The following is a 26,876-nucleotide window of genomic DNA, read 5'->3' as shown; positions in this document are numbered from 1 at the left end:
AACCCGGCGGGGTGGGCACCTTGCGGGGGTCTCGACTCGCGGAGACTTCGTCCCCGCGGCTCGACCACCGTCGGCGACCCACGCTGGTCGAGCCGGGCGAGCGCCAGCGAGCCCGAGTCGAGACCCCGGTGAGGTAGGGCACACAGCCGGAGGCTCACCCGTGGTGCGGCGGCACCTGGTCCTTGAGCCACTCCTCCGACGTCGTCCCGCCCGCGGACGGGTCCGGGTCGCGCTCGTCGCTCGTGGTGTCGGGCAGGACGTCGCCGAAGACCGCCGCCAGGCGGCGTCGGCGCTCCTCGCGGGTCTCGGACGGCGGCGCGGGCTCGCTCACGCGCAGAGCCCGGCCGACTCGCGCGCCTCGGAGGTGACCGCGCGCTTGCGGTTGGTCGCCGGCGCGCGTCCCTCGACGTCGTCGCCGGCGCTGATCACGCCGTCGGAGGCGACCTTCTTGGTCAGCGGCTTGTCCTCGACGACCTTCTGCCACAGCTTCTCGGCCTCGGGCAGCCACTCGACGCGGTTGGGGTCGGCGGGTGAGTACTGCCACGGCACGGTGACGAAGGCGATCTTGTCGAGGCCGATGCTGCGGAAGGACTGGCCGACCTGGCCCATCGCACGCACCGAGTCGAAGTCGGTCTGCAGCGAGGCGGTGGCGGCGTTGAGGAAACCGAGCAGCCGGTCGACCCGGGTCAGAGTGCCCGCCGAGACGACCTCGCCGGCCATCGCGGCCAGGAACGCCTGCTGCCGCTTGATCCGGCCCAGGTCGGAGCCGTCGCCGAGGGTGTACCGGGCGCGGACGTAGCTCAGCGCCTCCTGACCCTCGATCTGGCGGGTGCCGGCCGGGATGTCGATGCCGTGGGCGGGGTCGGAGATGTCCTCGGGGATGCAGACCTCGACGCCCCCGATCGCGTCGACCATGTTCTTGAAGCCGTTGAAGTCGACCTTGACGTAGTGGTCGAGACGGACGCCGGTGAGCTGCTCGAACTGCTGCATCGTGCAGGCCGGGCCACCGACCGCGAACGCCTCGTTCCACATCACGTCGTCCTCGCCGGGGATGGCATCCCCGTCGTCGCCGACGCAGTCGGGACGGTCGACCAGGCTGTCGCGCGGGATGCTGATGCCGTAGGCGAAGGTGCGGTCGGCCGAGAGGTGGAACATGATCGTGGTGTCGGACCGCTCGCCGTCGCCGGTGAGCCCGTCGATGTTGTTGCCCGCGCCGTCGCGGGTGTCGGAGCCCATCACCAGGATGTTGAGCGGCTCCTGCGGCCCGGTGGACACCGCGACCTTGGCCGGCCGGTCGGTCAGCTGCGCGTCGTAGTCGCGGTACTCGACGTTGTCGTCGAGGTGGCGCAGGAAGTAGACCGAGCCGAGGCCGACCGCGAGCGCGACCGCCGTCACCGAGGCGGTGAGCACGAGCAGGAGCTGGTGTCGCTTCTTGCTGCGGCCGCGTCGCTTGGGTCGGGTCCTCGCGCCGGTGGCGGCGGGGTCGTCGCTGGAGACGGCGTCGTGCTCAGGGGGCTCGGGGATCGCGTCGGGCATGTCACCTGGGGGTCGTGGTCGGAGCTTCCCATGGTGCGTCACGGCCACGGGTCGGCCCAAATCAGCATCCACAGCCTGGCGGCCCGCCCGCCCGCGGAACCCGTTCTCCCGGAGCGGCCCGCCCGTGACACGATTGGCCGCGCACGCCCCAGTAGCTCAGCGGATAGAGCAGCCGCCTCCTAAGCGAAAGGTCGCAGGTTCGACTCCTGCCTGGGGCACGTCCTCCGACGCAGGTCACACCCCGCCCCTCGAGCCGTGGCTCAGTCGCTACCCGCGGTCGCGGGCTTCGACGGCTTCGACAGCCCGGGGAGCGTGTCGTCGGTGATCAGCGCCAGGGCGACGTCGCGAACCTTGGTCTCGGTCGAGTTCGCGATCCGCACCAGCACGGCGAAGGCGCGATCCGGCGGGAGTCCGTAGCGCTCCATGACGATCCCGGTGGCCTGGCCCAGGAGGGTGCGCGAGGCCAGGGCGGAGCCCAGGTGGTCGGCCTTGTGCACCGCGGTCACCGCGATCGCCATGTGGGCGGCGAGGGAAAGACCGTCGAGCCGGTCCTCCTCGTCGAAGGCGTCCTCCTGACGTGAGAACAGGTTGAGCACCCCGAGGATGTCCTTGTGGGTGAACAGCTGGAACGACAGGGCGCTGTGCAGGCCCGTCTCGGCAACCACCCGGGGACCCCAGGCCGGCCAGCGGTGGTCCTGGGCGAGGCTGGGGCTGTAGATCGTCGTCCGGTCCCACAACGCGTCCAGGACCGGGCCTTCCTGGAGCTCCTGCTGCAGGTCGTCGGCCACCACCACCGCGGGATCACTCGGGGCGTGGGACTCGACCTGACCGCGACGACGCGCGATGGTCAGGCCGGCGACGTCGCACCCAGGGATGTGGTTCAGGGCCAACGAGACGGCCATCTCGTAGGTGTCCTCCGGGTTCTGCTGGACCTCGAGGTCCCGGGCGGCTTCGGCCATCCAGGACGAGATGCTCTTGTCCCCGGGTCCGTCGTCCATGGCGCCAGGGTGGCACCGCTCCATCGATCGAGCCTCGCCCCAAACGGTGATCGAGGCGGATTCTTGTCTTCCGCGACCGCATGTCGCGAAGCGACGTGGACACCGGACAGAGATTCAGACGGGTCCCCCCGAGCCGCCTGCACGGCTGGAACCCTGACGAAGTCGCGCGTCCTTCCATCCCGAACCACGGGGTGGGAGGGGGCGCGCGGCGTGGACCGGCGTCGCGAACGCGGCATCCGGGTCCGGCGATGCCCGCGTCAGGTCAGGGCCGCCAGCTGTCGCTGTAGTCCGGGTGGCCGGCGTAGATGGCCGCGAGCACCCGAAGAGTTCGTGACGACTCTGGTGACTGCGACGGATCGATCACCTTCAGGCGTCCCATCTCTTCCTCGATGATGGTTCGTTTCGCCATGCACTCGACCAGCACGCGGGCGGGGGCGATGATGGGCAGCACCGCACCCGTGCGGCCGTCGACCACGCCGATCAGGCCCGACCCGCCGCCATCCCAGTCAACAGGGTCGTAGGCGACCTGGCTCGCGGTCGCGGCCGCCTCCTCGTCGTCCGCGATGCGAGCCAGCAGGAACTCGGTGAGCGTCTCGTGGAACTCGGTGCGCGCCATCGGTGGGGGTCTCTCGCTCGAGGTCAGCCAGCGTTCCTGCGAATCGGACCAGATCCGGGTGCTCGATGCAACGGGAAGGACATCCCCCGCGGAGCGAGCGCGCCGCCTGCTCGACGTGGTCGCGGCGTAGCCAGAGCCGGTTCCCGCACTTCCCGGGTGGCAGCAACCCCTGCTGGTCACCGGCCGGCCGCGCTCGGGACCGACCCGGTCACCCGCGCCGGCTACCGCGGATGCGCGAGCGACGTCGTCAGCAGCGGGCTCACCATCGCGGCGGGGCGTGGCTGGCGAGGTCGGGGGCCACGCAGGCTGCCACCGACCGGGGTGTGGCGACGCCCGTCCGAGCACCACTAGTGTCACGTCCACTGAGTGTCGGCCCCAGACCCCGGCTGCGCGAGGCATTCCGCGCGAGATGGGGGTCCCGACCTTGAAGAGAACCACCGCTCGTCCTGCCGTCGTCACCAGGCTCGACACGCTCCTCGAGCAGTCCGCGACCGGCGACACCGCCGCGTTCGAGGGCCTGTACGACGAGACGGCATCCCGCGCCTTCGGTCTCTCCGTCCGGGTGCTGCGCAACCAGGATCTCGCCGAGGACGCCGTCCAGGACGCCTACTCGACGATCTGGCGCAAGGCCGCGGACTTCGACCCCCACAAGGGCAACAGCCTCGGCTGGATCCTGATGATCGTCCACCGCACCGCGGTCGACCACGTCCGGTCCAGCGAGTCCCGATCGACCCGGGAGGACCGCTACACCCGCGAGACCAGCGACCTCCAACGCGTCGGCAGCGACGCCGTCCACGACCCCACCCACGACCACGTCCACGCCTCGCACGAGGCGCGCCTCGTCCGTGCCGCCCTCGCGGACCTCACCCCTCGGCAGCGCCAGACGCTGGAGCTGGCCTACCTGGACGGCTTCACCTACCGCGAGGTCGCCGAGCTGCTCGACGTACCCCTCGGCACGGTCAAGACCCGGATCCGCGACGCCCTCATCCGGCTGCGAAGGTCCGTGGACCTCCAGACGATGGACCGCGCCGAGGCCGGCAGCGGGCCGCCCACCCCGCCCGACGTGCCAGACCGGGCGTGAGGTCCACCGTCAGGTCGCCCGACGGGTCACGACGAGCTCCTGGGAGCTGCGAGGCCTCGCCGTGGACGCACCGGTCGAGAGCACGGGGCGACGGGCGCGTATAGGTTGCAGCCGGAGGCGCCGGAGCGTCCCGATGACGGCAGCGGGAGGACGGACAGTGCGTCGCTTGGACAGGGAGCAGCACCACGGGGCCCACCACCGCCGCGTCGGGGTCGCTGGTCGCCGCGTCGTCCCGGCGGCGATGGCCGCGGTCGTCGTCCTGATTTCCTTGGGCTGGCTGGCGGCGCCGGCCGCCTGGGCCCACGTCTCACTGGTCTCCTCGACGCCCGCCGAGGGCGAGACGCTCGAGGCGATGCCTCCCGGGGCCACGCTGAAGTTCTCGGGCGAGCTCGATGCCGAGGCCGGCGCCACGGTGACGGTGATGGGCCCGGACGGCGCCCCGCTGCACACCGGCACCACCATCGTCTCGTCCGACACCCTGATCCAACGCCTCAGCGACCAGGGCGGGGCGCCGGGGCTCTACACCCTCGAGTACGACGCCACCTCCGCCGACGGTCACGCCGTCACCGGACGGCTCGGGTTCTACGTCGGCGGGCCCGGGTCGGCCGCCACCCCCGAGGCCGACGCCGCCGACCCCGGCCCCCCGGGCCTGGTCGAGCGCTCCGACGACGTCGAGGACGAGGACTCCAGCGGCCCGGTCATCGTCGGCGTGGTCCTGGCCGTCGCGGTCCTCGCCGCCGCCGGGTCGGTGCTCTGGCTCCGCCGGAGGAAGCAGGCCTCCCAGCCGCACAGCGCTCCCGTGCCGCCGCGGGCGCGGGCCAGCGCCAAGAAGGCCGCCAGCGCCGCACGCACCCGCCGCTGATCACGCTCCCTCTCGTCCCGCGCGCATGGCCGCGAGCCGGATGTTTGGTCCGTCGCTTGGTCCGCAAATTGGTCCGCAAATTGGTCCGCAAATTGGTCCGCGAGTTGGTCCATCGTGTGGTCCGCCCACGGCCCACACCCGGAATGCATTGAATTCGTGATCATGGGTACGACTCAATATTTCGCTCATTCGGCTCAGCAAGCACATACGCACGTCACGGGCGTGTTCTCGGCGGGCGACCGGGCGCGCTAGTCCCTCACACGTCGATGTGCGGTGTGACCAGTACGACGAGAAGCGCGACGTCCGGTAACGAGGAAATACCGCGCCTGACCGGCGGCGCGACGGGCTCCGAGCCGCCGCGACAGGGCCCGAGGCAACGCGATATTCGCTTGCACATCACCCCTTGCGCCAATTCCTCGCTAAATACCCAATTGCCGTCTAGTGTCGCGATCGGCGTGACCCCCCGCACGCCACTCGGACTGAATATGAGGCACCATGCGCATCTCTCGGCTCTCCCTCCGGTCGACATTTCTCATCCTCGTCGCAGTTGTCCTGCTGGTCACCGGGCTATCCGCCCCGGCGCCAGCGACGGCGGCCGATGATCCGCCGACGACGACTGATCCGAGCGCCTCCAGCACAACGGGGTCCCGCCCTGAGTCGGCGCAGGAAGGCTCATCGGGCCCGGTCGAGCCCGGCGGTCCTGCGGGCGCCGCGAAGCCCCGCCAGGCCGTGGCTGCGGCAGCGGGCGATGGCGTGCTGAACCTCGAGCTGACGCCGGTCAACCTGACCAACGGCGCGGTCATCACCGATGCGTCGAACGGCACCAACAACAACCAGATCAGCTACCGGGTGCAGTACTCCTGCACCACCGCAGCGTGCGACGGCACCCGGGTGCAGATGTCGCCGGCCCCGCCGGACCCGCACGGCCTGCTGCCGGACGGTGAGTGGATCCTGGAGTACGCCACCTGGGTGCCGCCGGCCACCGGCGGGACCATCGCCGGCACCGACATCACCGGCAAGCTGATCAACCTCGGCAACCTGCCGGCCGGCACCTCGGGCACGTTCTCGGTCACCTACGGCTACCAGGCGACGCGCAACCGGGAGATCCCCAACGGCTCGTTCTACCCCGAGGGGTTCGAGATCGGCATGTCGGCCGAGATCTCCTCACCGACCGCGGTCGCACCGGTCGCCGCGACCGCTGACGACGTGACCTGGCACATCGGGACCCCGACCGGGCCGACCGCGGCGCTGGCGCCGAACAACGGCAGCATCACCGCCGACGTCCCGGTGACCTACTCCGTCGCGGTCAACCCCGGCAACATCGTGTTCAACCCGGCGGCCAACGCGGCCGGCAGCGCCAGCCTGGTGGCACCTGGCAACTACCAGATCGTCTACAACCTGCCGCCGCAGGCCGTGATCCAGTCCGCGTCGCACGGCGGGGTCATCGACAACGTCAACCACACCGTCACGTGGACCAAGGGGTCCCTGGCCGACCCGTCCTACGGTGCCCGCGGTGGGTTCGGCCCGGCCCAGTTCGGCGGCTTCAACAGCTTCGGGGCGTTGGTGAACAACAACCTGGTCGGTGACGAGGACGACGCCTTCTTCACGAACCGAGACATCACGATCGTCTACCCGGGCGAGAACTTCCCGGAGGCGGACGAGGACGGCTGCAACTTCGCCACGACGGTCACCAGCAACCTCGACGTGACCGTCAACTACCTCGACACGGCTCGCACCGAGCGCACGCTGGACCGCAGCATGAACGCCCGCGTCGCCTGCACCACCCCGTTCGGCGGCCTGGCCGCCGACAAGCTGATCGCGTTCGGCCTCGACAGCCAGTCCCTGCAGGGTGATGGCGACCTCAGCGGCAACCGCTTCGCCCTCAACGTCACCGCGCCCGGCGAGACCGACACCGACGACCGGGAGTGGCGCGTCCAGGTCCACAACCGCGGCAATGTCGATGGCACCGCTGTGGTCGACGAGCCCGACCTGACCCACGCGGGTCTCACGGTCTACCGCATCTACGCCTACACCTACACCGGCGCACCGGCGAGCTGGCGGACAACGGTCGACTGGGTGGACAACACCGGCGCGACCGGCACCGCCGAGCTCGCCGCCAACCAGTTCGTCGAGGCCGCAGCCGGCCGCTGGTTCGTCAGCGCGCGTGCCTCGGCTCCGATCGGCGCCGGGCGCATCCTGCCGTCGGACGCCACCCAGAAGACGATCCAGGTGGGCTACCGCTTCCGCATCAGCGACCAGGCGCCCATCGGCACGGAGATCACCAACACCGCCCCGGTGACGATCACCTACCCCGATGACGCGGACGGTGACGGCGTCGCGGACGCCTACCGGAACCTGCAGGGCCAGCCGCTGCCGACCCGGTCGCTGTCCGGCAACGCGGTGCGCACTGCCCTCTACACCAAGCCGACGCCCGCCCTGGTCCCGCACTTCACCAGCGCCCCGGTCGTTGCCGGCGGCGGCAACCCACGGATCGGCACCGAGGTCACCTACTCGATGCGCGCTCGCACCGAGACCGTGTGGCCCGGCACCCAGATCCAGCCGCAGCTGGTGTTCGTGGCGCCCGCGGGCTGGGACATCGTGCCCGGTTCGGCGCAGTTCACCTCGAACGGCCAGGGCGAGACCACCACCGCCCCGCCCGGCACCACCTTCGAGTACGCGACCCGGACCATCGCCGGGGTCGCGCGCCAGGTCGTGGTGGCGACCTGGCCCGGCGTGGTCACCCCCAGCCCGACGGTCACCGAGAACTGGCCGACGCTGTCGGTGAAGGCAACTCCGACGAGCGCGGCCGTGCCGGGCACACCCGTCCTCGCCCAGGTGTGGGCCGGCGACGACACCGGCGCCTGGCGCGCCGCCACGCAGAACTTCTACGTCACGAACCCGACCAATTTCCGCGCCCTCGCCGCAGGCGTGACCGACGCACCGGACGTCGACGGTGACGGCGACGTCGCCGAGTCGTTCGCGGCCACCGACAGCGCCGGCGTGATCGTGGCGGCCACCGACGGCATCCGCGTCGTCAAGGAGCTGTGCGTCCCCGACACCGGCGCGGCCGACGGCTGCAACTGGGTCTCGGACTCCTCCCAGATGGCCGGCGTGCCGGTCGACGCCACCGACGTGAAGTACCGCGTCACGGTGCGCAACACCGGCAACACGGTCCTGCGCGACGTCGTCGCCTACGACGTGCTGCCCTACCCCGGCGACACCAGCCTGCTGCCCAGCGCATCGCCGCGCGGGTCGGAGTTCTCGATGAACCTGGCCTCGATCGAGTCGACCTCGCCCGGCGTCTCGCTGGCCTACTCGGCGTCGACCAACCCGGCGCGCCCGGAGGTCTACCCCGGCGCCCCCGGGGCGGTCGACGACTGGGGCCCGGGCGCGCCCGGCACGAAGGCGCTACGGATCCGGATCGACGGCGACCTCGCTGCCAACACGTCACGGCAGGTGGTCTTCCTCGCGGCCGTGGCGCCCGGCGCCTCGGCCGGTGAGGTGGCCTGCAACACCGCCGCCGTCGACTCCAACGCGACCCTGCCCGTCGAGCCGCTGCCGGTCTGCGTCACCCTCGCCGAGGCCGACCTGGCCGTCACCGCCGGCACCCTGACACCGTGGACGGTCGGCCAGGCGACCACGATCCCGTTCACCGTCGTCAACCACGGGCCCAGCCCCGACGCCGGTGCGACCGTGACCCTCGACGTCCCGGCCGGCCTCCGCGTCGACGACCTCACCCCGGCCGGCTTCTCGTGCACCGCTCCCGGCGGTGCGCCGGCGCCCGTCGGCGGACCGACGACCCTGACGTGTGTGCCGGTCGACGGCGCCGGCGCCGTCCGCACCCTGGACGTCGCCCAGTCCGAGCCGCTGGTGCTCGACGTCACGCCGACGACGGTCAGCGCGACCCCGGTCTGCGTCGCAGCGGCGATCACCGGACCGATGTACGACCGGCTCCCGGCCAACAACGAGGACGACGCCTGCCAGGCGGTCCGACCCGCCGGGTCCGACATGGGCGACGCGCCGAACAGCTACGGCACCACGCTCGCCGCCAACGGGCCGTCCCACGCCCCGGCCGGCCCGCGCCTCGGCGCCGCGTCCGACGTCGAGGTCGACGGCCAGCCGACTCCCGGCGCCGACGGCGACGACACGACCGGCGACGACGACGAGGACGGGGTGGACTTCAACCCCGCGCTCGGCGTGGCCGGCGGGATCAACCTGATCCAGGACGGCGTCGCCAACCAGATCGCCGTCGAGGCCAGCACCGCCGGCTTCGTCAACGGTTGGGTCGACTTCAACGGCGACGGCGACTTCGCCGACCCGGGTGAGCGCTTCGCAGCCGACGTAGCGGTCACGGCCGGTGCCAACACGTTGCCGTTGACGGTGCCGACGACCGTCCGGCACGGCTCCACCTACGCCCGCTTCCGGTACACGACGGCAGCCGGTCAGGCGATCACGCCGGGCGGGGCGGCCCCGGATGGCGAGGTCGAGGACTACCAGCTCTACATCGCCACCCCGGTGCCCGACGCCTGCGGCGCCGGCCTGATCAACCCCGGCTTCGAGTTACCCGACGTGCACGGCAACACGCCGTTCATCGCGCAGTTCGGCCCGAACATCAAGACCTACGACGACGAGTACGTCCCGGGCTGGAACGACGCCTCGGGCGTGGTCGAGATCTGGCACGACGGGACCGTCTTCGACGGCCTGCCCGCCGTGCCGGCCTACCGCGGGGAGCAGTTCGCCGAGTTCGGCGGAGGCTACTTCCAGGACATCGCCACCATCCCCGGCACCACGCTCAACTGGCGCTTCGCACACCGCGGGCGGCTCGGGCAGGACACCGTCCGGCTGCTGCTGGGCGCGGTGCCGGCCGCTAGCGGCACGTTCACGCCCAACTTCACCCAGGACGCCACCACCGGCAACACCGGCTGGCAGGTCTACTCCGGCAGCTACACCATCCCGGCGGGCCAGTTCGTGACCCGGGTGCAGTTCCGGGCCATCGCCGCGGCCGGTGGCATCGGTCTCGCGGTCGGCAACTTCCTCGACGACATCACCCTCGGGGTCCAGTGCACCGACCTCGGCGACGCGCCCGCGTCGTACGGCACCGCGCTGGCCGGAAACGGCCCCCGCCACGACGTGCTGGGCTACGACGCCACCGCCAACACGGCCGACCTGATGCTGGGTACGGCCATCGACATCGAGAACGACGGGGTCCCGGGTCCCGCCGACGGTGACGACGGCGTCGACGTGGACGACGAGGACGCGGTCGCAGGCCCGATCGAGCTGACCACCGGTCAGCCGACCACCGTCACCGTCTCGGCGACCAACGACACCACGCAGCCGGCCACCCTCGTCGGCTGGATCGACCTCGACGGCAACGGCACGTTCGGTGCGGCCGAGCGGGTCATCGTCGCCGTACCTGCCGGTTCCGGCGCCGATGACTACGACCTGGTCTTCCCGGCAGGGACCGTCACGGCCGGCACGTTCGCCCGGTTCCGGTTGTTCTCGGGCACCGTGGCGCCCGCCGACGCCTCACCCGTCGGGCCCGCCGCCGGCGGCGAGGTCGAGGACCACGTCGTGCTCGTCGGTGCCACCGAGCTCGAGATCGCGAAGACCTCCACCGCGACCGCCGACACCCGCCCCGGCGACACCGTGACCTACACCGTCACCGCCACCAACGTCGGCGACCGCGCCTACACCGCGACCAACCCGGCGCGAGTGCGGGACGACCTCACCGGCGTGCTGGACGACGCGACGTACGCCGGCGGCGCCACCGCCGACGTCGGTGGCGCACCGGTCTTCGCCAGCCCCTACCTGAGCTGGGCCGGCGCGCTCGAGGTCGACGAGACGGTCACGATCGAGTACGACGTCACCGTGAGGGGCGGCGGCGACGGCACGGTCCGCAACGTCGCCTTCGCACAGTGCGACCCGACCGACGCCACCTGCGACCCGGGCACGCCCGAGTGCGACCCGCCGGTCGGCGGCGTCGACCCCGACACCGGCCGGGTGTGCGCCGAGGCCAAGTTCGAGCTGCCGAAGCTGACGGTCCGCAAGACCTCGAACCGGACCGAGCTGCCGGCCGTCGGGCAGCCGGTGACCTACACGGTCACCGTGACCAACGCCGGACCGGGTGACTACACCGCAACCGCTCCGGCGAGCATGACCGACGACCTGTCGGACGTGCTCGACGACGCCACCATGGACGTCGACTCGATCGGCGCGGACGTGGGCGAGCCGGACTTCGACTCCCCCGAGCTCTCCTGGGAGGGCGTGCTCGACGCCGGCGACTCCGCCACCATCACCTACACGCTGACCTACACCGGCGCCGGCGACGACCTCCTGACCAACAACGCCTGCGTGCCCGTCGAGGAGGCCCAGGACCCGCAGGACGCGTGCGCCTCGGTCGACGTCCCCGGCTCGGGGCTCGACACCGACAAGGTCGCGAGCCCCGCGTCCGGCACCGCGGTCGAGGTGGGCGACGAGGTCACCTTCACGCTGCGGTTCACCAACACCGGTCAGACCGCAGCGTCGGTCGACACCTCCGACGACCTCGCGGGTGTGCTCGACGACGCCGTCTTCGTCGTCGGCAGCATCGACGCCGACGCCGGGCTCACCGCGACGTACGACGGCCCGGACGAGCGGATCGTCGTCACCGGCTCGGTGCCGGTCGACGGCGAGCTCGAGGTCACCTACCGGGTGCGGGTGCTGCCCTTCGCCGACCAGGGCGACCACGTGCTGCGCAACGCCCTGCAGTGCCAGGCCGGCGACCCGCCGACCTGCCAGCCCGACGAGACCGAGCACCCCGTGCGGGCACTCGACGTCGACAAGAGCTCGACCCGCACCGCCGACACCGAGATCGGCGACACGGTCGAGTACACCGTGACGGCGACCAACATCGGCGAGGCCGACTACACGCTCACCGACCCGGCGCTGCTGCGGGACACGCTCGTCGGCGTCCTGGACGACGCGACGTACGCGGGCGACGCGGTGGCCGACCAGCCGGGCGCGCTGGGCTACACCGAGCCGGTGATCCGCTGGGAGGGAGCGCTGGGCGTCGACGACACCGTCACGCTGACCTACTCGGTCACCCTCACCGGTGCGGGCGACCTCGCGGTCCGCAACGTCGCGTGGGGCGGCCCCGGCACCGCGCCGGTCTGCGACCCGCCGACGGCCGACGGGACCGACCCCACCACGGGTCAGCCCTGCGCCGAGCACGCGTTCGGGCTGCCGCGGGTCGTGGACTCGAAGTCGGTGACCCCCGCCGACGGCACCACCGTCGTCGCCGGTGACCGGCTGACCTACGAGCTGTCGTTCAGCAACACCGGGACGGTGCCAGGCCAGGTCGACCGCGACGACGTGCTGACCGACGTGCTCGACGACGCGGCCCTGGTGACCGGTCCGACGTCGTCCGACCCGGCGCTCACGGCGACGATGTCGGGCGGCCGGATCTCGGTCACCGGGACCCTGGCCGCCACCCAGGTGGTCACCGTGTCCTACACGGTGGAGGTCAAGACCGACGACCGGCGGGCGCAGGAGGGCAACGACGTCCTCGGCAACGTGCTGGTCGATGACGGCGAGCTGCCCCCGGCGACGTGCCAGGACGGCGACCCGGACTGCACGGTCAACCGGGTGCCCCGCATCGTGGGCGCGAAGTCGGTCCGGCCGGGATCGGGCACCAAGGTGGCCACCGGCCGCGAGCTCACCTACACGCTCACCCTCACCAACGACGGCACCGCGCCCGGCGCCGTCGACGAGGTGGACCACCTGGCCGACGTCCTCGACGACGCCACGATGGTCTCGCGCCCGACCGTGTCCGACGGGGCGCTGACGGTCACCGGTCCGCAGAGCGCGCAGATGACGATCACCGGCACGCTGCAACCGGACCAGACGGTGACCGTCCGGTACACCGTCCGCGTCAAGCCCTGGAGCCGGCAGGGCAACCACCGGCTCGGCAACTGGCTGCTCGACGCCGGGCAGACCCCGCCGCGACAGTGCGTCGGATCCGCCAGCTCGACGTGCAACCCGGTCAGCCGCTTCGACCTCGACCTCGACAAGGCCGTCGTCAGCGATCGCGCCGTGCAGGTAGGCGACCGGGTGCGCTACCGGCTGGTGGTCACCAACAAGGGGCCGGACGCCGCGCCGGGCCCGATCACCGTGACCGACCCGCTGCCGCGGGGCCTGCAGCTCCTCTCCGCGTCCGGGAAGGGATGGAGGTGCACGGTCCGCAAGGGCGCCGACGTCGCCACCTGCGTACGCACCGCGTCCCTCCACCCGGACCGGAAGGCGCCACCGGTGTTCGTGGTCGCGACCGCGACCAAGGCGGCCATCGGCGGCCAGGTGCGCAACGTCGCGTCGGCCACGGCGCTGGGAGACAGCAAGGCCACCAACAACCGGGACAAGGCCGGCATCCGGGTGAGCGCACCGCCCCCTCCCCCGCCGCTGCCCTCCACCGGTTTCCGGCAGAGGCTGATCGCAGGATCATGAGGTACCGGATCGGTCTGGCCACCGGGGTCGTGCTGGGTGCTGTGCTTGCCGCACCCGGCGCGGCCCCGGCGGGCGGCACGTCCACGTCGGCGTCCACGTCCACGGCTGTGTCCACGAAGGCGTCCACGCCGCGCCAGGCGGGGTGTCCTGAGGTCGGCCGGGGCTTCCGGCCGTCGCAGCTGAGCATCCCCGGCGTCGTGGGCCCGACCCGGGTGCTGCCCCGCGGCCGGGACCGCCGCGGCGTGCCGATCCCGCCGCCGCTGACCGACCGCGGGAAGTGGCAGCTCGCGTGGGACGGGACGGTCCGCGCCAGCGCCCGGCACGGCGTCGTCCGGCTGACCGCCCACACCTACCCGAGGAGCGGCGTCTACGGGTCGGCGCTGGGCAACCGGCTCCTGAGCCGGCTGCACGAGGGCGCCAGGATCGTGGCGACCGGGAGATCGGGAGCCCGCCAGTGCTACCGCGTGGTGAAGAAGGTGCAGGTCGGTGCCCGCGCACTGATGAACGCCTACTACGCATCCGCCGGCGCGCACCAGCTCGCCATCCTGGTCTGCTCCGGCCGCCGCCGCGGCCCGGGCGACTGGAGCCACCGCACCATCTGGTTCGCGGCTCCGACACCGCCCGGTAGCGCGTCCTGAGAGGACTGTGCCGGTGCGCGTCACACCTGTCGCGCGCCCACCCCAGACACCGCCCCACCCCGCCGGGGGGTAGGGGTGGGGCGGCCGTGGGGGGACGACGACGCCCGACCCGCCGGATCGAGCGTCGCCGGTCTGGAGCCGACCCTGCGACCGGCTTCACCTGGTACCTGCCGCGTACCCGCGCTCGTGTTACGCGGCCGGCGAGATGGTCTCGGACCCGGACTCGGTCGGGGGAACCCTCCCTCCCGCGTCACCGCGAGGAGGGAGGGTGCGGCCTCGCTGACCCGGACTCCCCCCACGGTCGTCCGGGTCGGACGGCCATGGCGCAGGTACCCGCTTGCAGGCTTCTCAAACCAGGGACTGGCCGCTCGTCCGGGTGTGTTGCCGATCGCGCCACGACCCCTCGAGTCCCACCGACGGGGCTCTCGGGCGCGCCTACAGCCGCCGTGACGATCGCGACGGGACGACGAACCGGTCGCCGCGGTAAGCGACGTGCACACGGGACGCACGGGCGAGGCGCTGCGGCGCTGGCGTGAGTACGACGCGCGCCCGGCCCCGGCCGTCGAGGCGGGCAAGGCCGACCTCGCCGGCGACGCTGACGGCGACCGTGCCGGTCGGCGTGACGCCCGCCGCCCGGACCCGCACCCGGACGGCGACCCGGCCCTGGGTCGCCTGGCGCACCGCGACCTGGAGCGACGGGCGGGCCCTGCCGACGACGAGGCGGGCCGCGCCGGTGGAGGGCCGGAACCGACCGGGTGTCCCGGCGTACCGCAGCGTCAGGCGGTGCGCGCCGGGGGCCCGCGTGCGGGCGGGCAGCCGGAGGAGGGCCACGCCGTCGCGGGCGGCACCGGTGACGGCCTGGCCGCCGACGCGGAGGGACACGGGCCCGAAGGCGCGCTCGGACACGGTGACCCGGACGGTCGCCGGGCGCCCGTAGACCTGGCGGACGGGGTCGGCAGAGACCGTCGTGGCGGTGAGCGGCGGTGCAGGGGTGACCTGAAGGGTCACCGGCTCCGACGGGCCGTAGGCGACGTCGCCGGTGGGCGCGAGCAGCGCGACGCGGTAGCGGGCGCCGTCGTCCGCGAGCGCGGCCGGGAGGGTGAGCTCCGGTCCGTCGGCGCCGGCGACGACGGAGTAGCCCTCCTCACCGACGGCCTGCCGCTGCCACTGGTAGGTGTCGAGCAGGCTCGGGCTGGCGAGCCCGGCGGTGAGGGTCACGGGGGCGCCCTCGACCGTCGATACGGCGCCGGACACCGTGAGGACCTGGCGCGCGGGCGACCCGTGGTCGTCGACGTGGACGGTGACCGGCTCGGAGGCCAGCCGCGAGCCGTCGGAGGCGAAGGTGAGGGTCGCCCGCACCTCGACGCCCTCGAGGGCCTGCTCGGCGGTCATGGCGTGGCTGGCGCCGGAGGCGCCGGGCAGCGGCGCCCAGGCGCCACCGGGCCAGCGCCACGACCAGTCGAGGGTGTCGCCGGCGGCCAGGCCGGGGTCGGCGACGACCTCGAGGTTGATCGGACCACCCTGGTGGTAGTGCCCGGCGAGGCCGGACAGGAAGAGCAGCTGGGTCGACGGGTCGCTGTCGGAGACCTGGAGCACGGTGATGCTGGTGGCCGCGGTGGCGACGTGCGGGCCGTAGTCCCACTCGGCCGCGAAGTAGAGGGGCACGTCGTCGAGTGCCATGGTCGCGGGCAGCTCGAGGGTCAGCGCGGCGGCGTCGCTCCCCTCCTGCAGCGTCACGAAGTCGGCCGTCGCCTCGTCGTAGTAGAACCAGCGGAACACCAGACCCTCGCGGAGCGGGAAGACGGTCGCGGTGGCACGCAGCGTCTGGCCGACGCGGTAGACCGGCCGCAGGCCCTCGACCAGCACCTCGCGGTCGGCGACGTCGCCCGCGAACGGCGTCCCCTGCGCGACGACGAGTCCGTCGCGGACGACCTGGACCGCCCACTGCATGCCGGTCATGCCGGACGGCGGGTAGAGGGCGAAGGTGTCGTCGTCGACCAGCTCGGCGAACCAGTCGGCCTCGAACCAGGGGCTGGCACTGCGCTGCACGAGCCGCAGCGACTCCCCCTCGGCCAGGGCCTGCCCCTCGAGGTCGATCGCGACGTCGTCGCCGACGCGCAGACCGGTCTCGCGGAACGCGCCCTGGACCGGCTCGACCGCGTTGGCGACGTCGAGCGGCACCCAGGGCGTCTGGGCGACGGTGGCCCCGCCGCGGCGTACGGCGGCGCTGAGCTCGTAGCCGTCGTACGACGGGTCCACCCGCTGCTCGACACGACCGAGGGCCGCCTCGTCGCCGGTGCCGGAGAACACGTAGCTGCCGGCGACACCGACCGGGCGGATCAGCCAGCGGTAGGTCTCGCCGTCCCCGAGCGTGTGCCCGGAGACCCGGGCCCGCAGCACGTCGCCGGGCTGGTACGTCGCCTCCACCCCGGTGAGGCCGAGGGGGGTGCCCGACGGGTCGGTCACGGCCACCCCTACCGGCGCCGAGGTCGTGGCCGTGGCGGCCGGGCCGACCAGGGTCGCGGCGAGGGCGAGGGCGGACGCGATGGCGGTCGCGAGGAAGGTCCGACGGGGACGACGTACCCCGCGGCGGGCAGGGAGGGACGGCGGTGGGGTCACGGCGGCAGCGCTTTCCGGTCAGGGCCGGCACTGGATGCACCCGGCGACCGCACCGTAACGCTAAACGCTATTGATTGTCATTCTCAGCAGTCGAAAACGAGGCCTCAGGCCAGGACGGACGCCGGGAGCGGGTGGTCGGGGACCAGCTCGGTGATCAGGGCGCGGACGCGGGTGTCGAGGTCGGCGACGATGCGGCGGACGGTGGCGTCGTCCTGCTCCTTGGGGTCATCGACGGGCCAGTCGACGTAGCGGACGCCGGGCACGTAGGGGCACTCCTCGCCGCAGCCGAGGGTGATCGCGTAGTCGCTCGCGGCGATCATCTCGCGGGTCAGCGCCTTGGGCGTCTCGCGGGAGGTGTCGAGGCCGAGCTCGGTGAGGACGCGGACGACATCGGGGTGGACGTGGTCGCCGGGCTCGGTGCCGGCCGACAGCGCGGTGACGGCGTCGCCGGCGTAGTGCTCGGTGAGCAGCCGGGAGATCACGGAGCGGCCGCCGTTCTTGCGGCAGGCGAAGACGACCTGGGGTCGGTGGGTGCTCACGGCGCGGGCCTCTCGGACGGGACGGACGGGACGGACGGGACGGACGTCGGGTAGAAGCGGCGGCGGGCCCAGAGGGCGACGTAGACCAGGCCCACCAGGACCGGCACCTCGATCAGCGGCCCGACGACGCCGGCGAGCGCCTGGCCCGACGTGACACCGAAGACGCCGATGGCCACCGCGATGGCCAGCTCGAAGTTGTTGCCGGCGGCGGTGAAGGCCAGCGTGGTGGAGCGCTCGTAGCTCATCCGCAGGCGGTAGGCGAGGTAGAACGAGCCGCCCCACATCAGCGCGAAGTAGGCCAGCAGCGGCAGCGCGATTCGGGCGACGTCGAGCGGCTGCCCGGTGATGGTGTCGCCCTGGAGCGCGAAGAGCACCACGATCGTGAACAGCAGGCCGTAGAGGGCGACCGGGCCGATGCGGGGCAGGAGGGTCGACTCGTACCACTCGCGGCCCTTCGCCCGCTCGCCCAGGTAGCGGGTCAGGAAACCCGCGACCAGCGGGATGCCGAGGAAGACCAGCACCGAGCGGGCGATCTCCCAGACCGAGACCTCGAGCGAGGTCTGCGACAGCCCGAGCCAGCCGGGCAGCACCTCGAGGTAGAAGTAGCCGAGCCCGGCGAAGGCGACGATCTGGAACACCGAGTTGATCGCGACCAGGATCGCGGCCGCCTCGCGGTCGCCGCAGGCGAGGTCGTTCCAGATCAGCACCATGGCGATGCAGCGGGCGAGGCCGACGATGATCAGGCCGGTGCGGTACTCCGGGAGGTCGGGCAGCATCAGCCAGGCCAGGGCGAACATCAGCGCCGGCCCGACGACCCAGTTGAGCAGGATCGACGCGCCCAGCAGGCGGCGGTCGCTGGTGACGATGCCGACCTGGTCGTAGCGGACCTTGGCCAGCACCGGGTACATCATCACCAGCAGGCCGAGGGCGATCGGGAGCGAGACCGAGCCGACCTCGACGGCCGAGAGGACGTCGTCCAGGCCGTCGACGGTGCGGCCCAGGAGCAGGCCCAGCAGCATGGCCGCGACGATCCAGACCGGCAGGAACCGGTCGAGGGTCGAGAGCCGCTGCAGGACCGGCGCGTCGTCGGGGCCGGTCGCCGCCTCCTGCGTGAGGTCGCTCATGCGGTGGCCCCGGCCGGCGCGAACAGGGTGGTCAGCGCCTCGAGCGCCTCGGGCCGCGCCTGGTAGTAGACCCACACCCCGCGCTTCTCGCGGCCCAGCAGCCCGGCGTCGTGGAGCACCTTGAGGTGGTGGCTGATGGTCGGCTGGGAGAGCTCGAAGGCCGGCAGCAGGTCGCACACGCACGCCTCGCCGCCCTCGTGCGAGAGCACCAGCGACATCAGCCGCAGCCGCACCGGGTCGGCCAGCGCCTTGAGCGTGCCGGCGATCGTGGTCGCCTGCTCGACCCCGATCGGCTCGCGGACCAGGGGGACGCAGCAGGCGAGCGCATCGGGCTCACCGGCGGAGGACTTCGACATGTGTCGATAGTGACGGTCGTCGATGTCTCTTGTCCAACCGCGGGTACGACGCCCGGTCACCGCTCCGTGTCGTCGCGGCGTCGCTCGAGGAGCACGGTGTCGCGCCACACGCCGTCGAGCCGCGCGATCCGGCTGCGCACCGCCAGGGTGCGGTAGCCGGCGGAGTGGTGCAGCGCGATCGAGGCGCGGTTCTCGGGGAAGATCGCGGTCTGCAGGGTCCACAGCCCAGCGGCGTCGGCCTCGGTGACCTGGCGGTGCAGCAGCGTCTTGCCCACCCCGCGGCCGCGCGCGGCCTCGGTGACGTAGACCGAGGACTCCCCCACCCCGGCGTAGCACTCACGGGCGGAGACCGGGCTCACCGCGGCCCACCCGACGACCCGGCCGTCGAGCTCGGCGACCCACCGGTGCCCGGGGAGCCACCTGTCGACCAGGGCCTCGGCCGGGGGGACGACGGTCTCGAAGGTCGCGTTGCGGGTGGCGACGCCCTCGGCGTAGATGTCGCGGACCGCCCCGAGGTCGCCGGGGGCCAGCGCGCGGGTGGTCACGTCGGCCGGGAGGTCGTCGGGGCAGCACGGCGCCGCGGCCAGCGTGCCCATCACGACGTCGGCCGCGTGCGGCAGGCCCGTGCAGCACGCGGGGTTGACGCTCACCAGCGCCGCGGTGCCGACGCGCTCGACCGTGACGAAGCCGTCCTCGGCCAGCCGCTTGACGTGGTGGGTGGCCGTCGGCTGGCCGATGCCGAGGCTGACGGCGAGGTCGCCGACCCGGACCCGGCCCGACGGCCAGGTCGAGACGGCGTGCAGCAGCCGCACCCGCGTGGGGTCGGACAGCGTGGAGAACCACCGCGCGTAGGTCTCCGCCGACTCGCGCGCCAGCGTGGCGCCGCCGTCCGCGACCGGCGGGCCGCACGACAGGTCCGGGCCGCTCACGTCGGTCGTCATGCCGCCAGCCTACATCGATCAACATCGATGTTGCATTCATCGATCTGGATCGATACTGTCCATCCATCGAACCCCGTCGATGTCTCGCACCCCGGAGGAGTCCCTCGTGAACCACCCCGTCGTCGTCGTCGGTGCCGGACCGATCGGTCTGGCCGCCGCCGCGCACGCCCAGTCCCGCGGTCTGCGCACGATCGTCCTCGAGTCCGGCCGCGGCGCCGGCGCCGCCGTCCGGGAGTGGGGACACGTCCGGCTGTTCTCGCCCTGGAGCGAGCTCGTCGACCCCGTGGCCGCGACGCTGCTGGCGGCGACCGGCTGGACCCGACCCGACCCCGCCGCCTACCCCACCGGCCACGACTGGGTCACCGCCTACCTCGAGCCGCTCGCCGAGGCGCTCGCCGGCACCGCCGAGGTCGACGTCCGCCTCCACGCCCGCGTCGTGGGCGTGGCCCGCCAGGGACGCGACCGCCTGGTCGACTCCGGCCGCGACGAGGCGCCGTTCACGGTCCACGTCGAGACCCCCGACGGCGCGCAGCGCCTCACCGCCTCGGCCGTCGTCGACGCCTCCGGCACCTGGTCGGGCGCCAACCCGCTCGGCGGCGACGGGCTGCCCGCGCTCGGCGAGCGGGCCCACGCCGACCGCATCACCTACGGCATCCCCGACCTCACCGACCCCGCCACCCGCGCCCGCTACGCCGGACGGCACGTCGCGGTGGCCGGCAGCGGCGCCTCGGCCCAGAACGTCCTGGTCGCCCTGGCCGGGGCCGACCCGGCCCGGGTCTCCTGGCTCGTACGCCGCGCCGGCACCGACGACGCCTTCGGCGGCGGAGCCGACGACCAGCTCGAGGCGCGCGGTGCCCTCGGCGAGCGGGCCCGGCGGGTCGTGGAGTCCGGCGTCGCGGTCGTGACGTCGTTCCGCACCGCCGCCGTCGACGACGACCCGCACTCCCCCGGCGCCCTGCGGCTCACCAGCATCGACGGCGCGACCGTCGAGGCGGTCGACGAGGTCGTGGTCGTCACCGGCTTCCGGCCCGACCTCGGCTGGCTCGGCGAGGTGCGGCTCGACCTCGATCCCGTGCTGTCGGCCCCCGCCCGGCTCGCGCCGCTCATCGACCCCAACGTCCACTCCTGCGGCACCGTCTACCCCCACGGCGCCGCCGAGCTCGCCCAGCCCGAGCCGGGGCTCTACCTGGCCGGCATGAAGTCCTACGGCCGCGCGCCCTCGTTCCTCGCCCTGACCGGGTTCGAGCAGACCCGCAGCATCGTCGCCGCCATCGCCGGCGACCACGACGCGGCGGCCCGGGTCGAGCTCGTCCTCCCCGAGTCGGGGGTCTGCGGCGGGTCGGGCCAGTTCGACGGCGCGCCCGCAGAGGACGACGGCGGGTGCTGCGCCCCGGCGCCCCAGCTCCTCAGCATCGGTTCGGCCGGCGCCACGGGCGGCGGCGCGACCTGCGGGTGAGGCTCAGGCGGTGCGGCCGGGGGCGTACATGATGACGGCGACGCCGACCAGGCAGATCAGCGCGCCGGTCACGTCGTAGCGGTCGGGGCGGAAGCCGTCGAGGGCCATGCCCCAGGCCAGGGACCCGGCGACGAACACGCCCCCGTACGCCGCGAGGATCCGCCCGAAGTGGGCGTCGGGCTGCAGCGTGGCCACGAAGCCGTAGACGCCGAGCGCGACGACCCCCGCCCCGATCCACAGCCAGCCGCGGTGCTCCCGCACGCCCTGCCAGACCAGCCACGCACCGCCGATCTCGGCGATCGCGGCCGCGACGAACAGGGCGGTGCTGCGCAGCGTGTCCACCGCGCGAGCCTAGGGCGCGTACGCCGTCCCCGATCGTGGGGACGTTGGCCCATCCGGCCCCGGACAGTGGGGTCGAGCACCTAGCGTGGTGTCCGAGTCACGCCCGCACGTCTTCCTCCATCTGTCAGGTGCTCCCCACCCATGCGTCCTCGCGTCACCGTCCTCGCCCTGCTCGGGTGCCTGGTCGCCGCCCTCCTCCACCTGCCCGCCACCTCACCGGCCGCGGCGGCAGCCGCACCGACCGGCTCGGGCGGCGACGCCCCGGCGGGCCGGCTGGTCTCGGAGGTGCCGGCGCCGCGCACACCCCACGTGCTCGACGGGCGCGTGTACTCCGTGACCCAGGTCGGCCGCACGATCGTGCTGGGCGGCACCTTCACCCGGGTGCGCGAGGACGGCCGGACCCAGCCGCTCGTGCGCCGCGGGCTCGTCGCCTTCGACGCCGTCACCGGTCGGGTGTCGCGCCGGTTCGCGCCCGACCCGCGCGGTGCCGTGCAGGTGGTGCGGCCCGCCGCCGACGGACGCTCCGTCTACGTCGGCGGCGCGTTCACCGCCATCGCCGGCAAGCGACGCGCCAAGCTCGCCCGCGTCCGGATTTCCGACGGGTCCCTGGTCGCGTCGTTCAAGCCGGGCCGGGTCACCGGGGAGGTCAAGGACGTCGCCCTCAGCCGGGGCCGGCTGTGGGTGGCCGGGGCGTTCACCCACCTCGGCGGTCGCCCGCAGAAGGCGCTGGCCACGGTGGACGCGCGGACCGGGAAGTACGACCGCTTCATGCGCCTGCCACTGCGCGGCAACCACAACCGCGGCGTGACCCAGGTCCTCAAGATCTCGCTCACCCGCAACGGTTCCCGCCTGGTCGCCGTCGGCAACTTCGCCACCGTGGGCGGCGCGAAGCGCCACCAGCTCGTGGTGCTCGGCACCGGCGGCCGCCGCGCCGCCCTCACCCGCTTCACCACGGGCTTCTACACCTCGCCCTGCTCGCGCCGGTTCGACGCGACGATGCGCGACGTCGACGTCTCCCCCGACGGCAGGTGGTTCGTGGTCTCCACCACCGGCGGCTACGGCGGGCCGCGCGCGGCGTGCGACTCGGTGGCCCGCTTCGAGCTCGGCGCCACCGGACGCGTGGCGCCGTCGTGGGTCGACCACACCGGCGGCGACACCAGCTACGCCGTCGAGGCCACCGCCTCGGCGGTCTACGTCGGCGGGCACCAGCGGTGGTGGAACAACCCCTTCGCGAGCAACGAGCCCGGGCCCGGCGCCGTACCCCGCCCCGGCATCGCGGCGCTCGACCCCCTCAACGGCCTGCCGCTCACCTGGAACCCCGGCCGCGACCTCGGCGTCGGCGTCTTCGACTTCCTGCTCACCGGCGCCGGGCTGTGGGCGGTCTCCGACACCACCCGGATCGGCGACCAGACCAGGGAGCGGGTCGCCCGGTTCCCCGCCGGCGGAGCGGCGCTCCCGGCGGTGCGGGCCACCCGGCTGCCCGGCACCGTCTTCCTCGGCGGTCCGCTGCGCAAGGGCCCGGACGGCACCCCGCTCGGCGTCCTGCAGCAGCGCCGGTTCTCCGGCACCACCGCCGGACCCACGAGCGGCGCACGCGACGGGGGCCTCGACTGGCGCACCGTGCGCGGCGCGTTCATGGTGGGTCGCCGGCTCTACCTCGGCCACGACGACGGCACCTTCACCGTCCGCACGTTCGACGGCGAGACCTACGGCGCCCCCACCGCCGTCGCGACCTCCGACCAGCTGGTCGGCCTCGACGCCTGGGCGGACGACGTGCGCGCGGCCACCGGGATGTTCTTCGACCAGGGGCGGATCTACTTCACCCGCGCCGGCTCCTCGCGGCTGTACTACCGCTACTTCTCCCCGCAGAGCGGCGTCGTCGGTGCCCAGCGCCTGGTCGCGCCCGCTCCCGGTCTCGACCTCGCCGCCGTGCGGGGGATGTTCGTCGCCGGCGCGTCGCTGTACTGGGCCACGCCCGACGGCACGCTGCACTCGACCCGGTGGCGGCGCGGCGCCCCGTCGGGCGCGGCGGTCGGGCCCCGTGGCACCACCTGGTCCGGCACCTGGGACGCGCGCACCCTGTTCGTCCTGCCCGGCTGAGCCCGGCCGGTCACCCCCGCCCGGCGACACCTCGTGCAGTACCGTCCCTGGCGTCCCCGGGCCCGACCGACGCCCCGGGGACCTGACCGACCGCGTGGAGGACGACATCGCAGAGAACGCCGCGACCGCGGGCGGCGTCCCCGACCGCAGCGCGCTGCGCGCCGACATCCAGGGACTGCGGGCGGTCGCCGTCGGCGTGGTCCTGCTCTACCACCTGTGGCCGAACCGCCTCCCCGGCGGCTTCGCCGGCGTCGACGTGTTCTTCGTGATCTCCGGCTTCCTCATCGGCGGGCACCTGCTCGGCGAGGTGCGCGACACCGGCCGGGTCCGCCTGGGGAGGTTCTGGGTACGCCGCGCCAAGCGGCTGCTGCCCGCGTCGCTGCTCGTGCTGCTGGTCGTCACCGTGGCCACGCTCGTCGTCGCGCCGCTGAGCACCCGCAAGGGCTTCCTCGACGAGGTGGTCGGCTCGGTCCTCTACGTGCAGAACTGGGTGCTCGCCGACAAGGCCGTCGACTACCAGGCCCTCGGCGACGCCGCCTCGCCCGTGCAGCACTACTGGAGCCTCTCGGTCGAGGAACAGCTCTACGTCGCGCTGCCGCTGCTGCTCTTCCTGCTCACGCTGCGCTCCGGCCTACCAGGACGCAGGCTGCGGCTGCCGGTGGCGGTGCTGACCGTCCTCGCGCTCGCCAGCCTCGTCTGGTCGGTCCTGAGCACCCGCACCGACGCCGGCATCGCCTACTTCTCCACCGCCACCCGGGCCTGGGAGTTCCTCGCCGGCGCCCTCCTGGCGTGCGTGGCGGCGCGGCCCGGGGCCGCGGGTCGCGCGGCGATGGGCACGGTCGGGCTCGCGGTGATCGCGGCGTCGACGTTCGTCCTCGACGAGCGCACGCCGTTCCCGGGGTACGCCGCGCTGCTCCCGGTGGCGGGCGCCGTGCTGGTCCTCGCGGCCGGCGACGCCGGTCCGCTGGCCTGGGCGAGCCGGTGGCGGCCCGTCACCCTGCTCGGGGACCTCTCCTACGCCGTCTACCTCTGGCACTGGCCGCTGATCGTCCTGACGCCGTACGCCACCGGCCACCCGCTGACGACGGTCGACAAGCTGCTCGTCCTGGCGGCGACGCTGGTGCTGAGCCTGGCGTCGACGTACCTGGTCGAGAACCCGGTGCGCTACTCACCGCGGCTGCTGGGCGGCCGGCGCAGCCGGGTCGTGGCCGCCTGGGCGGTCGCCGCGAGCGTGCTCGTCGCCGGCAGCGCCGCGCTCGGCGCGCGGGCCTCGATCGACCAGCAGGAGCGGTTGCTCGCCGAGGCGCAGGCCCGAGTGGCCGGTGGCGACGTGCGCTGCCTCGGCGCCGCCGCGCTCGACCCGAGCGTGACGGGGTGCGAGGACCTCGGCGACGTGCTGCTCCCACCGCCGTCGACCGCGCCGCTCGACCTGTACAACCGCACCGAGTGCTGGGCCACCTTCGGCGTCACCGACGCCCACGTCTGCACCGTCGGACCCGACGATCCCGGGGCACGACGGGTCTTCGCCGTCGGCGACTCCCACAACAACACCTTGCTCGCCGCCTACGAGGAGCTCGCCGACCAGCGGGGCTGGCGCATCGACGTCGCCGGGCGGGCCGGCTGCTCCTGGGGCGCCCGCCCGCAGGAGGGGCGCAGCGAGACCATCGGCGCCGAGTGCAGCCGGTGGAAGGAGAACATCGCCGAGCACCTCGCGGACTCCGAGCCCTACGACCTGATCCTCACGATCAGCGACCAGGCCGGGTTCCTGGCGGTGCCCCGCGCCGGCGAGACCGCTCGCGAGGCCACGATCGCGGGGCTCTCGGAGGCGTGGGCCTCGCAGATCGAGCGCGGCAGCGCCGTGGTGGCCATCCGGGACTGGCCCCACGGTCGCTCCGACGTCGCGCAGTGCGTCGAGCTGCACCCCGACGACGCCGCAGAGCAGTGCTCACGCCCCCGGGACGAGGCGATCGTCGCGTTCGACGCGGTGCGCAAGGCCGTCCGGCAGACCCCCGGGAGCGCGATGCTCGACCTGCGCGACCTGATGTGCGTGGGCGACCAGTGCCTGCCCGTCATCGGCAACGTCGTGGTCTACCGCAACAGCGACCACCTCACGACGACCTTCGTGCGCACGCTGGCGCCGTACCTGATCGAACGCATCCCGGCCGCCGAGGCCGCGGCCCGGAGCCGCCTCGACTGAGCGGCTCCCGGTGGCGCGGGCCCTGGGCACCAGACAGGACCCGCGCCGGTTCCGGGGCCTGATCGACGACAGCCGGCCGGACCGTGGTCCGGCCGGCTGGGTCGCGCCGGTTCGGCGCTCGATCAGGGGCGTGGGTGCCTCCGTCAGGCAGGGACGTCGACGGTGATCTTGGCGACGCCGACCAGCAGGCCGGGCTTGACCTTGTCGGTGCCGAAGGTGTCGTTGAGCAGCGGTGCCGCGACGTCGGAGATCTTGACCTCGGTGCCCTCGAGGATCGCCGTGCTCCCCTCGGTCTGGAGCGGCTTCAGGGTGCGGCCGTCGAGCTGGAAGAGGAAGGCGCTGGTGGCGGCGACCTCGCCGTTGACGGTCACGTCGCCGTAGACCCGGGAGACGCCGGGGTCGACGTTGAAGTTGACCAGCTGGACGGTGGTGTCGCCGGCGGTCAGGGACAGGCCGGAGCCCTCGTGCTGGACCTGGCCGATCACGTAGGGGTCGACGGCGTCCGGCTCGAAGACGCTGACGTTGCCGCCGCTGATCGGGAAGATGAGCGAGCCGTCCTCGAGCTTGGCCGTACCGGTCACGCCGGGGGTCAGCTTCAGCGCGGCGAGGGCGTCGGTGAAGCCCTTGTCGAGGGCGATCGCGGTCTCCTTGCCGGTCAGCTCCTCGATCGCGGCCACGGCCTGGGGCTTGGCGCTGGAGGAGCTGGAGGAGCTCGACGAGTCGGAGCCGGAGTCGTCGGAACCGCAGGCGACGAGCGGGACGGCGAGCAGGGCGAGGCCGGCGACGCCGGCGAGGCTGCGCTTGAACGGGCTTGCGTTGGTGCGCATGGGAGCACTTCCTTCGACTGGGAAGGACGCTCGGTCGAGCGCCTTTGTCAAGAGGTGATTCGCCACCAGGTGCGGTACGGATTGGTGTGCCACGCCACACCGGGGCCGAGCACGACGGAGCCCGGTCGACCCGTGCGGGTCGACCGGGCTCCGGTCAGGCGGTAGT

At 73.2% G+C, this 26,876-nt stretch carries 18 protein-coding genes and 1 tRNA gene; 8 read left to right on the top strand and 11 right to left on the bottom strand.

The window, feature by feature from the left end:
- Positions 1–154: 154 nt before the first annotated feature.
- Both AC4MBH_RS10135 and AC4MBH_RS10130 read right to left on the bottom strand, forming a co-directional pair.
- Positions 155–331 (bottom strand): hypothetical protein, encoded by a 177-nt coding sequence (locus AC4MBH_RS10135; protein WP_491794730.1) that lies wholly within the window; start codon positions 329–331, stop codon positions 155–157.
- Complete coding sequence (locus AC4MBH_RS10130) at positions 328–1,536, bottom strand: LCP family protein (RefSeq protein WP_491794729.1); 1,209 nt, start codon at positions 1,534–1,536, stop codon at positions 328–330. The genes AC4MBH_RS10135 and AC4MBH_RS10130 overlap by 4 nt, the downstream gene beginning before the upstream one ends.
- A gap of 145 nt (positions 1,537–1,681) precedes the next feature.
- On the opposite strand from AC4MBH_RS10130, the gene AC4MBH_RS10125 reads away from it, so the two are divergent.
- Positions 1,682–1,754, top strand: a tRNA-Arg gene (locus tag AC4MBH_RS10125).
- A gap of 42 nt (positions 1,755–1,796) precedes the next feature.
- Here the strand turns inward: AC4MBH_RS10125 and AC4MBH_RS10120 are convergent.
- Both AC4MBH_RS10120 and AC4MBH_RS10115 read right to left on the bottom strand, forming a co-directional pair.
- Positions 1,797–2,534 carry a GAF and ANTAR domain-containing protein gene (locus tag AC4MBH_RS10120; RefSeq protein ID WP_491794728.1) on the bottom strand — a complete coding sequence of 246 codons (738 nt, stop codon included), beginning with the start codon at positions 2,532–2,534 and terminating at the stop codon, positions 1,797–1,799.
- Between the two features lie 262 nt (positions 2,535–2,796).
- Complete coding sequence (locus AC4MBH_RS10115; RefSeq protein ID WP_491794727.1) at positions 2,797–3,150, bottom strand: DUF6221 family protein; 354 nt, start codon at positions 3,148–3,150, stop codon at positions 2,797–2,799.
- A gap of 424 nt (positions 3,151–3,574) precedes the next feature.
- Between AC4MBH_RS10115 and AC4MBH_RS10110 the strand changes: the two genes are divergently transcribed.
- The 4 genes from AC4MBH_RS10110 to AC4MBH_RS10095 all read left to right on the top strand — a co-directional run bounded on the left by AC4MBH_RS10110 (position 3,575) and on the right by AC4MBH_RS10095 (position 14,209).
- Positions 3,575–4,231, top strand: coding sequence for a sigma-70 family RNA polymerase sigma factor (locus AC4MBH_RS10110; protein ID WP_491794726.1), 657 nt, complete (start codon positions 3,575–3,577; stop codon positions 4,229–4,231).
- 166 nt (positions 4,232–4,397) lie between these two features.
- Entirely contained in the window at positions 4,398–5,093 is a 696-nt protein-coding gene (locus AC4MBH_RS10105) for a copper resistance CopC family protein (protein ID WP_491794725.1), read from the top strand.
- Between the two features lie 753 nt (positions 5,094–5,846).
- On the top strand, positions 5,847–13,571 hold the full coding sequence (locus tag AC4MBH_RS10100) for a DUF7927 domain-containing protein (protein ID WP_491794724.1): 7,725 nt from the start codon (positions 5,847–5,849) through the stop codon (positions 13,569–13,571).
- Positions 13,568–14,209: a class F sortase gene (locus AC4MBH_RS10095; RefSeq protein WP_491794723.1), complete on the top strand. Its 642-nt coding sequence runs from the start codon at positions 13,568–13,570 to the stop codon at positions 14,207–14,209. Before AC4MBH_RS10100 ends, AC4MBH_RS10095 begins: the two co-directional genes overlap by 4 nt.
- Positions 14,210–14,644: 435 nt before the next feature.
- Here AC4MBH_RS10095 and AC4MBH_RS10090 read toward each other — a convergent pair whose 3' ends face one another.
- The 5 genes from AC4MBH_RS10090 to AC4MBH_RS10070 all read right to left on the bottom strand — a co-directional run bounded on the left by AC4MBH_RS10090 (position 14,645) and on the right by AC4MBH_RS10070 (position 19,788).
- On the bottom strand, positions 14,645–16,675 hold the full coding sequence (locus AC4MBH_RS10090; protein ID WP_491794722.1) for a hypothetical protein: 2,031 nt from the start codon (positions 16,673–16,675) through the stop codon (positions 14,645–14,647).
- 257 nt (positions 16,676–16,932) lie between these two features.
- Complete coding sequence (locus AC4MBH_RS10085) at positions 16,933–17,367, bottom strand: arsenate reductase/protein-tyrosine-phosphatase family protein (RefSeq protein ID WP_491794721.1); 435 nt, start codon at positions 17,365–17,367, stop codon at positions 16,933–16,935.
- Positions 17,364–18,491 carry an ACR3 family arsenite efflux transporter gene (gene arsB / locus AC4MBH_RS10080; RefSeq protein ID WP_491794720.1) on the bottom strand — a complete coding sequence of 376 codons (1,128 nt, stop codon included), beginning with the start codon at positions 18,489–18,491 and terminating at the stop codon, positions 17,364–17,366. Before arsB ends, AC4MBH_RS10085 begins: the two co-directional genes overlap by 4 nt.
- The gene (locus tag AC4MBH_RS10075; protein WP_491794719.1) at positions 18,488–18,847 is read right to left on the bottom strand and encodes a metalloregulator ArsR/SmtB family transcription factor; all 360 of its coding nucleotides are present in this window, start codon (positions 18,845–18,847) and stop codon (positions 18,488–18,490) included. The genes arsB and AC4MBH_RS10075 overlap by 4 nt, the downstream gene beginning before the upstream one ends.
- 56 nt (positions 18,848–18,903) lie before the next feature.
- Positions 18,904–19,788: a helix-turn-helix domain-containing GNAT family N-acetyltransferase gene (locus AC4MBH_RS10070; protein WP_491794718.1), complete on the bottom strand. Its 885-nt coding sequence runs from the start codon at positions 19,786–19,788 to the stop codon at positions 18,904–18,906.
- Positions 19,789–19,894: 106 nt separating this feature from the next.
- Between AC4MBH_RS10070 and AC4MBH_RS10065 the strand changes: the two genes are divergently transcribed.
- A complete protein-coding gene (locus AC4MBH_RS10065) occupies positions 19,895–21,244 on the top strand; it encodes an NAD(P)-binding domain-containing protein (protein ID WP_491794717.1) in 1,350 nt (449 codons plus the stop codon).
- Between the two features lie 3 nt (positions 21,245–21,247).
- Here AC4MBH_RS10065 and AC4MBH_RS10060 read toward each other — a convergent pair whose 3' ends face one another.
- Positions 21,248–21,586, bottom strand: a complete 339-nt coding sequence (locus AC4MBH_RS10060) for a YnfA family protein (protein WP_491794716.1) — start codon at positions 21,584–21,586, stop codon at positions 21,248–21,250.
- A 141-nt stretch (positions 21,587–21,727) separates the two neighbouring features.
- On the opposite strand from AC4MBH_RS10060, the gene AC4MBH_RS10055 reads away from it, so the two are divergent.
- Positions 21,728–23,686, top strand: a complete 1,959-nt coding sequence (locus AC4MBH_RS10055) for a hypothetical protein (protein ID WP_491794715.1) — start codon at positions 21,728–21,730, stop codon at positions 23,684–23,686.
- 94 nt (positions 23,687–23,780) lie between these two features.
- On the top strand, positions 23,781–25,883 hold the full coding sequence (locus AC4MBH_RS10050; RefSeq protein WP_491794714.1) for an acyltransferase family protein: 2,103 nt from the start codon (positions 23,781–23,783) through the stop codon (positions 25,881–25,883).
- Positions 25,884–26,026: 143 nt separating this feature from the next.
- On the opposite strand, the gene AC4MBH_RS10045 is transcribed toward AC4MBH_RS10050, so the two are convergent.
- Positions 26,027–26,710 carry a hypothetical protein gene (locus tag AC4MBH_RS10045; protein ID WP_491794713.1) on the bottom strand — a complete coding sequence of 228 codons (684 nt, stop codon included), beginning with the start codon at positions 26,708–26,710 and terminating at the stop codon, positions 26,027–26,029.
- Positions 26,711–26,876: the final 166 nt, after the last annotated feature.

This window comes from Nocardioides sp. WJ219, from assembly GCF_058559815.1.
Note: the sequence above shows the minus strand (reverse complement) of the source record. Positions and strands in the feature narration are given on the sequence as shown.